This window comes from Shinella sp. M31, from assembly GCF_049199205.1.
GTDB lineage: Bacteria > Pseudomonadota > Alphaproteobacteria > Rhizobiales > Rhizobiaceae > Shinella.
Genome location: NZ_JBLZPH010000046.1, coordinates 1 through 11,835 on the forward strand (window position 1 = coordinate 1; position 11,835 = coordinate 11,835).

The 11,835-nt window shown below is 61.3% G+C and carries 11 protein-coding genes; 6 read left to right on the forward strand and 5 right to left on the reverse strand.

What is annotated here, in order from left to right:
- The 3 genes from ACOZKU_RS06705 to ACOZKU_RS06715 form a co-directional block, all read right to left on the reverse strand.
- On the reverse strand, positions 1-391 hold a 391-nt coding region (locus ACOZKU_RS06705), incomplete at its 3' end, for a transposase (RefSeq protein WP_421578191.1).
- Between the two features lie 304 nt (positions 392-695).
- Positions 696-1,379, reverse strand: coding sequence for a phosphoribosylanthranilate isomerase (locus tag ACOZKU_RS06710; protein ID WP_421578192.1), 684 nt, complete (start codon positions 1,377-1,379; stop codon positions 696-698).
- A gap of 22 nt (positions 1,380-1,401) precedes the next feature.
- A complete protein-coding gene (locus ACOZKU_RS06715; RefSeq protein WP_421578193.1) occupies positions 1,402-2,256 on the reverse strand; it encodes a MurR/RpiR family transcriptional regulator in 855 nt (284 codons plus the stop codon).
- Between the two features lie 143 nt (positions 2,257-2,399).
- Between ACOZKU_RS06715 and ACOZKU_RS06720 the strand changes: the two genes are divergently transcribed.
- From ACOZKU_RS06720 to ACOZKU_RS06745, 6 genes are all read left to right on the forward strand, one after another.
- A complete protein-coding gene (locus ACOZKU_RS06720) occupies positions 2,400-3,653 on the forward strand; it encodes an ABC transporter substrate-binding protein (protein ID WP_421578194.1) in 1,254 nt (417 codons plus the stop codon).
- A gap of 65 nt (positions 3,654-3,718) precedes the next feature.
- Positions 3,719-4,612, forward strand: a complete 894-nt coding sequence (locus ACOZKU_RS06725; protein ID WP_421578195.1) for a carbohydrate ABC transporter permease — start codon at positions 3,719-3,721, stop codon at positions 4,610-4,612.
- Positions 4,609-5,445, forward strand: coding sequence for a carbohydrate ABC transporter permease (locus ACOZKU_RS06730; RefSeq protein WP_421578196.1), 837 nt, complete (start codon positions 4,609-4,611; stop codon positions 5,443-5,445). Before ACOZKU_RS06725 ends, ACOZKU_RS06730 begins: the two co-directional genes overlap by 4 nt.
- Before the next feature lie 20 nt (positions 5,446-5,465).
- The gene (locus ACOZKU_RS06735; protein ID WP_421578197.1) at positions 5,466-6,677 is read left to right on the forward strand and encodes a trans-sulfuration enzyme family protein; all 1,212 of its coding nucleotides are present in this window, start codon (positions 5,466-5,468) and stop codon (positions 6,675-6,677) included.
- A gap of 10 nt (positions 6,678-6,687) precedes the next feature.
- Positions 6,688-7,638, forward strand: a complete 951-nt coding sequence (locus tag ACOZKU_RS06740) for a carbohydrate kinase family protein (protein WP_421578198.1) — start codon at positions 6,688-6,690, stop codon at positions 7,636-7,638.
- A 450-nt stretch (positions 7,639-8,088) separates the two neighbouring features.
- The gene (locus ACOZKU_RS06745; RefSeq protein WP_421578199.1) at positions 8,089-8,292 is read left to right on the forward strand and encodes a hypothetical protein; all 204 of its coding nucleotides are present in this window, start codon (positions 8,089-8,091) and stop codon (positions 8,290-8,292) included.
- A 285-nt stretch (positions 8,293-8,577) separates the two neighbouring features.
- Here ACOZKU_RS06745 and dinB read toward each other — a convergent pair whose 3' ends face one another.
- Positions 8,578-9,666, reverse strand: a complete 1,089-nt coding sequence (gene dinB, locus ACOZKU_RS06750; protein WP_421578200.1) for a DNA polymerase IV — start codon at positions 9,664-9,666, stop codon at positions 8,578-8,580.
- Between the two features lies 1 nt (position 9,667).
- A complete protein-coding gene (locus ACOZKU_RS06755; RefSeq protein WP_421578201.1) occupies positions 9,668-11,737 on the reverse strand; it encodes an ATP-dependent helicase in 2,070 nt (689 codons plus the stop codon).
- Between the last annotated feature and the right edge of the window lie 98 nt (positions 11,738-11,835).

An 11,835-nucleotide genomic window follows, 5' to 3' on the forward strand; every position in this document is an offset into this window, starting at 1 on the left:
CGTGACCATCCGGCGAATAGGCGAACTTGTAGATCGTCTCGTGGCTGACCGAGATCGGATGGCGCTCCAGCCGCATCCGACCGGCGATCTGTTGCGGCGACCAGCCGTGCACGATCCGTTCAATGACGGACTGGCGGACATGCGAGAAGCTGGCAAGCTTCCTTAGCTTGGCACGACGCTCACACGCCATGTCATGCGCCGTCGTGCAATGATAGCCGCTGAGATCGGGCCATTCCTTGTCGATATAGACATTGCGCCGAACCTCGCGGAAGATCGTCGAGCGATGACGTCCAAGTTTCTCCGCGATGATATCGATGCTCAGGCCGGCGTGGCGCCAGCGGGCGATCCTGCGGCGTTCGTTCAGATCAAGATGGGAGTAGGTGCGTTTCATGTCAGCGTCCTTGCGACTGATAACCCATTGGCATCATTCGTAAGTCGCACTTCATACTTGAACCCACCCTTGGGCCTGGAACATATCGCATAAGACTTATTATGGAACCTGTTGCCGTGCTGACTCCTTTCCACCCTCCGAAAGAGGCGTGTCGCTGTTTGCGGGCCTCACGCAGCGCCTGCTTCGTGACGGCGCATGGGACGTCGGCACCCTCTATCCGGCGCCGATCCTGCAAATTTCAGACTGAGGCTGAACGAAACGTCCGGGCAAAGTGCGGCACATTTGGTTTCTAGTGAGACTCGCGCTACGCTAAAGCTTCCCTTGCCGCCTTCACGAAGGCAGCGATCTTGTCGATATCTTTGCGGAAACCACCTTGCGGCAACGGCTTGTTGGTGTGGGTCAGCGAATCCACCGCCCAGGGCTGCACGGCGGCGATGGCATCCGCGACATTGTCTGGGCCGAGACCACCAGCAAGGATGACCGGCAGCTTGCTGCGCTTGACGATCTCGCGGCTCAGCGACCAGTCGTGCGTGACGCCCGCCGCACCGATGCCGCCGATATGGGCGGCAACGGAATCGAGAATGAAAATATCCGAATAGGGCTCAAAGGCAGCCGCATGGTCGAGCGCCTCCGGCCCCGTCATCGGGATGGCCTGCAGGATGCGCAGTTGCGGATAAATCGGCAGGAGTTTTTCCCGCAAGACTTTTACCTGCTCTGGCGTCACCAGCGCGATATTGCCGCAAAGGTGCAGCACGTCCGGCTGGACCGCCGCCACCATGTTGGCGATGGCCCCAAGGTCGCTTTCGACCGACAGCGCAACGCGTTGCGCCTTACCCTTGAGAGCATCGGCGATCTCGCGGGCGGTCGCAAAGTCGATCTCCCCCGGCAGCCCGCGATTGGACGGGGTCAGGCCGAGATAGTCGACGCCGGCAGCGGCGGCGGCGAGAGCCTCGGAGACGGTCTGCATGGTGTAAATCTGGACTTTCACGGCACTACCTGTGTCTGGGGGACTAAATTGATTTGGGAAGAATGGCGTTGACCATTCGCTCTTCGGTGAGTTGCGCGCGTTCGGCGTTGCGCGCGACGAGCGCTGAATAAAGCGCGTCTATAAGCGCCATCTGCGCGATCTGGGCGGCCATCGGCTCACTGCCCTGCTCGTGAGAAACGCTGACCAGCACGACATCGGCCAACCGCGCCAGCGGCGAGGCGCTATTGCCGGTAATGCACAGCGTCGCCGCGCCTCGCGATCTTGCTTCCTGCAGCACCAAGACAGGATCGCTGGTGATGCCTGAATAGGAAATGACCACGACGAGATCATCCGCTCCGGTCAGCGCCGAATGCATGATCTGAAGCTGGGAATCGACTGGCGCATCACAGCGCAACCCAAGACGGATGCAACGCTGATAGAAGGCTTGGGCGACAATGCCCGACCCGCCGACGCCGCCGACGAGGATGTGCCGAGCGCCGGCGATCAGATCGAGCGCCTTGGCGAAAGTTGCCTCGTTCAGCACGCCCTGTGTATCATTGATCGCCTGCGCTACGGCACGAAACAGGCGGCTGGCGGCCTGAAGGTCGCTTGCCTCCGGCTCGCTCGCCGTCTCGGCGCCACCACCGCGCGGCTCTTGCGCCAATGCGAGTTTGAGGTCGGTGAAGCCCTCGAACCCGGCCGTGCGGCACATGCGCAGCACCGTCGTGTCGCTAACGTCAGTTGCTTGGGCAATGGCCGACATGGAATGGCGGATCGTCGCCTCGACATTGTCGAGAACCCACAAAGCGACACGACGCTCCGAATCCGACAGCTTTGGAAGCACGCTGCGCAACCGGCTGCTGGCTGGGCTCAACGGAGCACGCTGATCGACATTCATGGACGGTTTTCTCGCTGGCGAACGCTTCAGGAACGACGCTAGCATGGCGATGTTGTGGTGTCACTATGGACATGAGATTTTTGATGTGGCCTCACTACATGAGGCAGCCGGAGGCGCTGCATACGCTTTTCGGGGAGGAAATCGTGAAGCTGAAACGTCTTCTCATTGCAGGCGCATCCTTGATACTGGCAACACTTCCAGCGACCGCTGGTGAGCTTACCTTCTGGCACGCCTATGCCGGACAGCAGGACAAGGTCGATTTCATCAACTTTGCGCTGGACGCCTTCGCCAAGAAGCATCCCGACATCACGCTCGATGTCGTCGCGGCCGAACAGTCGGCCTACAAGACCAAGCTGAACACCGCGATGGCCTCCGGCAACCCGCCCGACGTATTCTACACCCTGCCCGGCGGCTTCTTGAACGCCTTCGTCAAGGGGGGGCAGATGTACGCACTCGACCAGGACCTCGCCAAGGATGGCTGGCGCGAGAGCTTCCTGGAAAGTGCCATCGCCCAGACGAGCAAGGACGGCCACACCTATGCCGTGCCTGTAGACGTCGATTCCGTCGTCTTCTGGTACGACAAGGCGCTGTTTGCCGAAAAGGGCTGGACGGTTCCCAAGACCTATGACGAGTTGATGGCGCTTGCCGAGAAGATCAAGGCCGAGGGCATCGTGCCCTTCGCGCTCGGCAACAAGGATTCCTGGCCGGCGACTTTCTGGTTCCAGTACATGGAAATGCGCCTGAAGGGTTCCGGCGTCGTCGCCGCCTTCGTCAATGGCGATGCCAATGCGACGCTCGGCCCGGAAGGCGAAAAAGCCTTCGAAAAGGTCGCCGATATCGCCAAGAACGAATATTTCCCGACCGGCTTCAACGGCATGAGCGACCAGGAAGCCAACATGCTCTTCCTGAACGGCCAGGCGGCGATCCTGCTCAACGGTACTTGGCAGATCGGCGCTTCGGCCGATGCGCCCGAGGGCTTCGACCTCGGCACCTTTGCCTTCCCGACTGTTGAAGGCGGCGCGGGCGACCAGACCGACGTGCTGGCCGGTGTAGCCGCCTCCTTCGGTATTTCGGAAAAGGCCGAGAACAAGGCCGATGCCGTCACGCTCCTGAAGTTCCTCTCCTCGCCCGAGGTGATGACCAAATACGTTGAGCTGCGCAAGACGATGGTGACCGTGAAGGGCGCCACGACGGAAGCGGCCGCCGGCCCCGTGCTCTACGGCATCAGCAACGACCTGATGAGTGCCGCCGGCCATCTCGACTCCTTCTACGACACGGCGATGCCGCCGGCTGCGACCAACACCTATTACACCGCCCTGCAGGGCGCATTGGATGGGTCCGTGACGCCGGCCGACGCCGTCAAGCGCCTTGAAGGGGCGCTGAAAGAAAACAAATAGCCTCCCAAGGCCGCAGCCGCCGGGGCGCCCGGCGGCTGCACGCATCTCCAGACGCCGGCGGGATCATGAGCACGGACATCGGCCTAGCGAAAAGACACAATCGGGCGACGCTGCTCTTCCTGGCGCCGGCGCTGATCTTCGTCTTCGCCTTCGTCGCCTATCCGGTGGTCTACGCCGGCTGGCTGTCGATGTTCGAATGGGACGGCGCATCGGCACCGATCTTCGTCGGCGTCGGCAATTTCCTCAGGCTTGCTGCCGACGCCGTCTTCTGGGCGTCGCTCGGCCGCAATCTGCTGGTTGCCCTGTCGGCCATCGTCTTCCAGGTTTTTCTCGCGCTCGCCATCGCCTATTGCCTTGTGCGCATCGTGCCGGCCTTCAGCCGCATCTTCCTGTTCTTTTATCTTGTACCGGTCATGGTCAGCGAGATCTGCATCGGCTTGCTTTGGCGCTTCATGTACAACCCCTATTTCGGGCTGGTGAACGCCGCGCTGAAGGCCGTTGGCCTCGACAGCCTCAAGCGCGGCTGGCTGGGCGAATCCGAAACCGCCTTCCTCGCCGTTGTCGTGGTGATGAGCTTCACCTATCTCGGCCTTTATGTCCTGCTCTTCACCGCCGCCGTGCGCAGCGTGCCGGAAAGCGTCTATGAGGCGGCCGAACTCGACGGCGCCGGTGATTTCAGAAAATTCTTCTCCATCACCGTGCCGATGGTGTGGGACGCCGTACGCGCCAATTCCCTGCTCGCGATCATCGGTTCGCTCAAAACCTTCTCGCTCGTCTTCGTGCTGACCAATGGCGGGCCGAGCCACGCCAGCGAGGTCGTCTCCACCTATCTCTACAAGATGGGCTTCGGCAGTTTCCAGATGGGCTATGCCGCCACCATCGGCTTCGTGCAGATGGTGCTGACGGCGCTCGCCGCCTGGGTCGTCTTCCGGTTCCTGCGCCGCAAGGGGGATGCATGAACGCTGTGCGCCGCTGGAACCGCACGAGCACGATCGTGCTCGCCCTCCTCACGCTCCATGTGTTGATGGTAATCTTCCCCTTCGTCTGGATGATCTACAGCACCTTCAAGACCAACAAGGAATTCATGCGTTCCGTCTGGACCTTCCCGACGAGCCTGAATTTCGACGCCTATATCGGCGCCTGGAGCGGCGGGGCGCTCGGCGGCTACGCGGTCAATTCGCTGATCATCATGGCCGGCGCGACCATCATCGCGGTGCTGGTCTCGACGCTCGCCGGCTATGCGCTCGCCGTCTATCGTCCACGCTGGATGCCGGCTGTGGAACTGTCGCTGACGGCAGCGATGGCCATTCCCGCCTATGTCGCGCTGGTGCCGCTCGTCGTGATGCTGCGCACCGCCGGCCTTCTAGATACCCATCTCGGCGTCATCCTGCCGACCGCCGCCTTCAACGTGCCTGTATCGATCTTCATCATGCAGGCCTTCTTCAACACGCTGCCGCGCGAGCTCTTCGATGCCGGCCGCGTCGATGGCGCCTCCGAATGGATGATCTTCCGCACCATCGCCCTGCCGATCGCCCGGCCCGCCATGTTCACCGTCGGCATCGTCAACATGATCTGGGTGTGGAACGATTTCCTCTTTCCCGTCGTCTTCATCAACAATCCCGCCCGCAAGACGCTGCCGGTCGGCCTTACTGATTTCGTCGGCGAGCATGTGACCAACTATCCGGTCATGCTCGCAGCGATCCTGATGGCGGCCATCGCGCCCCTCATCCTTTTTGTCTTTTTCGAACGCCAGATCACGGCCGCCCTCATCGGCGGCGCCGTGAAGGAATGACCTTTCCAGGAGAAATGCCCATGTCCGACACCCCTTCCAAAGCCCTCGAATTTGCCAGCCGCGCCGTCTTCTACGAGCCTGAGGAGCATTCCCAGTCGATCAGCTACCCGATCTACATGTCGGCGAATTTCCAATATGGCGGCGACATCTACGACCAGATCGTTGCCGGCGCGCGCAAAGAAGTGAACATCTATTCGCGCTGCGGCAACCCGACGGAATACAAGCTTGAGGAGCATATCGCACAGCTGACGGGCGGAACCGGCTGCCTTGCCACCGCTTCCGGCATGGCCGCCATCTCGCATGCCCTCTTCGGCATCATGAAGGCCGGCGATCATATCGTCGCCGACCTCACCACCTATTCCTCGACCCATGAATTCTTCGATCATCGCGCCCGGGACTTCGGCCTCAAGGTCAGCCTAGTCGATTGCACCGACGTGCGCGCCGTCGAAAACGCCTTCACGCCCGAAACGAAGGTCCTCTACGTCGAGGCCATCGCCAACCCGACAATGAAGGTGCCGCCGCTCAGGAAGCTCGTGGAGATCGCCCATGCGCGCGGCATCGTCGTCATCTGCGACAACACTTTCGCCTCGCCCGCGGTCTGCCGCCCGCATGATTTCGGCGTCGACGTCGTGGTGGAAAGCGCCACGAAATTCATCGGCGGCCACAACGACGCGGTCGGCGGTGTCATCACTCTGAAATCCGATATCTTGCAGAAGGACTGGCTGGAGGACGTGCGCTGGAACACGCTGAACAAGCTCGGCGCGCCGATCTCGCCCTTCAACGCCTGGCTCCTGCTACGTGGTGCGCAGACACTTGCGCTGCGCCTCGAAAAGCAGTGCGCCAATGCGATAGCGCTCGCCAAGCATCTCGAAGCCCACCCGGCCGTCAAGCGCGTTTTCTATCCCGGCTTGCCCTCGCATCCGAACTACGCTTCGGCTTCGGAACAACTGATCGGCGGTGGCGCGATGCTCTCGTTCCAGGTCGATGACGAGGCCTGTGGCGTGCGCCTGCTGAAACGCCTGCAGCTCTGCTGCTTTGCGGCCAGCCTCGGGGGGCTTCGCACCACTACGCAGGTGCCCGCCACAATGGCCTTCCTCGACATTCCGAGCCAGGAACGCGAGGCGATGGGTGTCGTCGATGGCCTCGTGCGCTTTTCGGTCGGCATCGAACATATCAACGACATCATCGCCGACGTCGACCAGGCCATCGCCCTTATGCACGTCGACCTCTGAGGCGCAGAAAATGGCAGCCGTCGTCCTTCTCGGCGATATCAACATTGATCTCGTGCTCGCCATTCCCGCCTATCCCGGCGTGGGTGGCGAGGCGATCGCCACTGGCCAGACGGCGATGATCGGGGGATCGGCGACGAACACGGCCTTCGCGCTCGCCAAGGCCGGGCACGATTGCCGTTTGATCGGCCGGCTGGGCACCGATTCCTGGGGCCGCGAGGCATTGTCGGAGCTTGCCGCTGCGGGCATCTCTACCCGGTGGATCGGCCGCGACGATCGGGAACCGACCCAGATCAACGTTATCACCGTCAGCCCCGCCGGCGAGCGCACGATGTTCGCCTATCGCGGCGCCAACGCGCGCCTGTCAGCTACGGATGTCGATCCGGCAGCCTTTGCCGGTGCGGCCCTCTTCCATCTTTCCGGCTATGCTCTGCTCGAGCCGTATCAGACGGAATCCGCCCTCACCGCCATAGATATTGCCGTCGACGCGGATATTCCCGTCACTCTCGACATTCCCGGCGGTGTGGTGGCCGACATCGTAGCACAGATAAGGGCGCTGCTTCCCCGGGTCGACACGATCATGCTCGGCAGCGCCGATCTTCCGGTCCTTCTGGAACAGCCGGGAGCGGAGGACGAGGAAAAACTCGTCGCCATGTTGCTGGAAAGCGGCGTCCGGCGCGTGGCGATGAAGGGATCCGACGGAAAGCCGTCCTGCCTTTACCGGACCGGCAAAACAGCGCGCGCGCCCTGGTTCCCAGTCGAGGTAGTTGACACGGTCGGCGCAGGGGATGCCTTCGCCGCTGGCCATATCCATGGCCGCGTCACGGGCCTTACCGATCCCGACTGCTGCCGTATCGCCAATGCCTATGGCGCGGTAGCTGTCACACGCAAGGGCGCCGGGCGGGCGATGCCCACCAAAGATGAGGTTTTGGAATTTCTGAAAAAGGCTGACGACCCGACCTGAGTGGCCATTCGATAAGCGTTAAATTTTCCGTTTCTCATCTAAGCTCTATCAGTGCCCTGCACCGGTGGTCGCCGTCGCAATGGCCGCGAGCAGTAGGAGATTCGTCGCTTTCCAACGGGTCGGCCGCTTGCCCCTTAAATCCCGGCGGAACCGGCGAGGTCATGCGGCATTCTCCCTGGATAAGGAGAACGCCATGACGAAGCCTGATGACAGTGAGACCGTACTACCCACGCCGGTCGTTGAAGACCCTCACCCTGGCAGCATCTCTGACGGGACACATCCCGCGGCGAGGGAACATAAGCAACCGAAGCCATCCGAAGGAGGCGTTACTTCCGATCGTGTGTCGGGTTCCGCCGACAAGCCCGACCTTAAGGAAGGCGAGACAACGGTAAATTCAGAAGCTCCGAAACATCCAAACAGAGCTGCCTACGGCTCTTGAGAGAGGGGACCATGGACGACGATCTTTTAACTCGCTTGGAATCTGACAGTGCCGCCCTGCGGCGTCGAGCGCAGGAGATGGGTAAGTTTAATGAGGAGCAGGACATCGCCATGCTCATGCAGGGGCTTGCCACGACGATGGATGCAATTCGAGCGCTGGCCATTACTGTCGGTCGTCTTGATGGCCTATCGGGATTAGGGAAGAGCGGCGACTAGCTTTTGGTTTCGCGTCCGGTTTCATGCCTTTCAGCCGGATTGGAAGGCCCCAGACCATCGATGGCATGACCGATCGGCCATCCTCGTGGCGGACCACCAAACCTGGTGACCCAGGATACGTCTCATCGGGCGCGTTCGATTGGGCGATGTTCGCGGTCCCGAAATGCGCCGCGGCCCCGGCGGGGGAAACGCGGATGGTGAACGGTTGCACATCGCAGGCAGCTCCTCGGTCGTATCTCAATCGCGTAGAGCGTCGGCCGCGTCGACAACGTTGATTGCGTCTTTCTACAGGTGGAATTCAAGCTGAGAGGTGGCAGAAGGTTCCTTCTGCCCCAGGCTCGAAAGCGTAACGCCCAGCAACCGAACCTTTTTCGGGAACGGGTGTTCGCCTTCGAGCAAGGCCTGGGCCGCGGCCAGGATAGCATTGTCGTCGTGGAAACCTGCCGAGTGCGTCCGGCTGCGCGTGATGATCTGGAAATCGGCGAAGCGGATTTTCAACGTGACGGTCTTCGCGCCGATGTCGTGGCTCTCACAATACCGCCATACCTTCGCGACCAGGGGCTCCAGTTCACGTTTGGCCTTTTCGATGTCCTCGACGTCGACCGCAAACGTGTCTTCGGCGCCGACGGACTTTCGCTCCCGGTCCGGATTTACCCTCCGGTTGTCGATGCCGCGGGCAATGCCAAAGTAATAGGTTCCCGATTTTCCGAAGTGCTCTGTCAGGAACTCCAGCGATTTCGCCTTTAGGTCGGCGCCTGTCTCGATGCCGACCTCGGCCATTCTCTTTGCCGTCGCGGGGCCGACGCCATGGAATTTCTTCACCGGTAGGCTTTCGACGAAGGCCGGACCGTTCCTCGGCGTGATCACGGCCTGTCCGTTCGGCTTGTTGAGGTCGGAAGCTATCTTGGCCAGGAATTTGTTGTAGGAAATCCCGGCAGACGCATTGAGGCCCGTCGTTTGCTTGATCTTCGCGCGGATTTCCGCAGCGATCTCGCTGGCGATCTGCATGCCTTTCAGGTTGGTCGTCACATCAAGATATGCTTCGTCGAGGGACAGCGGCTCGATCAGCGGCGTGTACTCGGCGAAGATCTCACGGATTTGCATCGACACCGCTCGGTAGACGTCGAAGCGCGGCGTGACGAAGATTAGGTCGGGGCATTGGCGCGCCGCCGTGACCGATGGCATCGCGGAGCGCACGCCGAAGGCACGCGCCTCGTAGCTGGCGGCCGCGACGACGCCGCGTGCCGCGGGGCTTCCGACGGCGACCGGTTTGCCGCGCAGTTCGGGATTGTCACGTTGTTCGACCGACGCATAGAAGGCATCCATATCGACATGGATGATCTTTCGCGTCGGTGTGGCGTCGTCCTGGCTCATCTCATGTCCACATCGATCGCATGCGGGCGGTAACATCGATACGGATTTGCTTGGCGCTGCGCTCGCTGGCGGCGGCCGAGACCTTTGGCCAGCTCGTCACCTCGAAGAACTGCAAGAGTGTTGCCGGGATGAAGCGCGTGCGCGAGGCATAGACATGCCGGTCACCCTGGCTGTTTTGTCCGTGCGTGAAGAAACGTTGCGGCGTGATCAGGGAGAGACTGTCTCGCGCCCGTGTCATCCCGACGTAGAGCAGACGGCGCTCCTCTTCCAGTTCGGCAGTCGTACCGACACCGAGATCGGATGGAATACAGCCATCGATGACATTCAACATGAACACCGACCGCCATTCCTGGCCCTTGGCGGAGTGGATCGTCGAAAGGATCAGATAGTCCTCATCGAGCAAGGGCACACCGGCCTGATCGCTAGTGGCGTCGGGTGGATCGAGGGTGAGTTCGGTCAGGAAGCGCTCTCGGCTTGGATAGCCGCTGGCGATCTGTTCGAGCTGGCTGAGGTCGGCCTTGCGGGTATCGGCATCCTCATGGATGCGATCAAGGTGCGGCTCGTACCAGAGGCGCGCGAGACCAATTTCTCCAGGCCACCCGCCCTCGGTTTTGCGGAGGGTTGTGAGCAAGCTGATAAACGCAGGCCAATCCTTGCCCGTCTTCGGCGGTGGCGGAATTTCCGCAAGCGACTGAAGCGGCTCGGGATCGACGGCAATCGTATCGAGGATCTTGCCAGCCGTCTGAGGTCCGATTCCGGGCAGCATCTGCAGGAGGCGGAAGCCGGCGACGCGGTCTCTCGGGTTCTGCGCAAAGCGCAACGTCGCAAGCAGGTCCTTCACATGCGCGCTGTCGAGGAACTTCAAGCCGCCGAACTTCACGAAGGGGATATTCCGGCGGGTTAATTCCACCTCCAGCGCACCGCTATGGCTCGACGTCCGGAACAGCACGGCCTGCTGCTTCAAGGTCATGCCAATCTCTCGGTTCGCCAAAACCTGCTCGACGATGTAGTTGGCCTGGTCCGCCTCATCCTTCACCGTGACAAGCATCGGCCGCTGTTCGGACTCCCGGTCCGTCCAGAGGTTCTTGGTGAACCGTTCGCGGGCGAGATCGATCACGCCATTGGCCGCGGCGAGGATTGGCTGTGTCGAACGATAGTTGCGGTCGAGCGTGATGACGTCGGCCGGTTTTGGCGAGAACTCCTTCGGGAAATCGAGGATATTGCGCACCGTCGCCGCCCGAAACGAATAGATCGACTGGGCATCGTCGCCGACGACGGTCAGGCCGCGGCCGCCGGGCTTTAGCCCCATCAGGATAGAGGCCTGCAGGCGGTTGGTGTCCTGGTATTCATCGACAAGAACATGATCGAACCGGCCACCGATATCATCGGCCAGCTCCGGGTCAGACATGACCTGAGCCCAGTAGAGCAGCAGGTCGTCGTAATCGAGGACGTTCTGCGCTTGCTTTGCCTCGACGTAGCCGGCGAAGAGTTGCTTCAACTGCTCCTCCCAACCCATGACATAGGGATAGGACGATTTCAGAACCTCATTGATCGAGCTTTCGGAATTGACCACGCGCGAATAGATCGCAAGGCAGGTGCCCTTGGTCGGAAACCGGGTTTCCATCTTGGAGAAACCAAGCTCGTGGCGAACGAGGTTCATCAGGTCGGCGCTGTCTTCCCGGTCGTGGATGGTGAAATCGACATTGAGACCGATCTGCTCGGCATACATGCGCAGGATCCGGGCACCGATACCATGAAAGGTGCCGGCCCAGGCCATGGCATCCGTCATCACGGCGGATTTGTCGCCGAGCACCTGACGGCAGATGCGCTGCACGCGGCGCACCATCTCGGATGCCGCCCGGCGTGAGAAGGTCATGAGCAGGATGCGCCGCAGATCCGCACCATTGACGATCAGATGGCCGACACGGTGGGCAAGCGTGTTGGTCTTTCCCGAGCCAGCACCGGCAATGATCAGCAGCGGGCCGCCGATCGTGCCGTCGGTCAGGCCGACGCCATGCTCGACCGCCTCGCGCTGGCGGTCGTTCAGTTTCTCCAGATAGGCTGCCGTCATCTAACCCCAAATTTTCCTAAGAAAAAATTCCTGTTCTGTTCCCTTCACCCATCCCTTTGATCGGCCTTATGGAATCGCGCGGCGCGCTCGGTCCAGGG

What these genes read in the sequence shown, in the direction of transcription:
- ACOZKU_RS06735 (WP_421578197.1), top strand. Translation starts at nt 5,466, where the DNA reads ATGTCCGACACCCCTTCCAAAGCCCTCGAATTTGCCAGCCGCGCCGTC.
- ACOZKU_RS06715 (WP_421578193.1), bottom strand. Translation starts at nt 2,256, where the DNA reads ATGAATGTCGATCAGCGTGCTCCGTTGAGCCCAGCCAGCAGCCGGTTG.
- ACOZKU_RS06725 (WP_421578195.1), top strand. Translation starts at nt 3,719, where the DNA reads ATGAGCACGGACATCGGCCTAGCGAAAAGACACAATCGGGCGACGCTG.
- ACOZKU_RS06730 (WP_421578196.1), top strand. Translation starts at nt 4,609, where the DNA reads ATGAACGCTGTGCGCCGCTGGAACCGCACGAGCACGATCGTGCTCGCC.
- ACOZKU_RS06755 (WP_421578201.1), bottom strand. Translation starts at nt 11,737, where the DNA reads ATGACGGCAGCCTATCTGGAGAAACTGAACGACCGCCAGCGCGAGGCG.
- ACOZKU_RS06740 (WP_421578198.1), top strand. Translation starts at nt 6,688, where the DNA reads ATGGCAGCCGTCGTCCTTCTCGGCGATATCAACATTGATCTCGTGCTC.
- dinB (WP_421578200.1), bottom strand. Translation starts at nt 9,666, where the DNA reads ATGAGCCAGGACGACGCCACACCGACGCGAAAGATCATCCATGTCGAT.
- ACOZKU_RS06745 (WP_421578199.1), top strand. Translation starts at nt 8,089, where the DNA reads ATGGACGACGATCTTTTAACTCGCTTGGAATCTGACAGTGCCGCCCTG.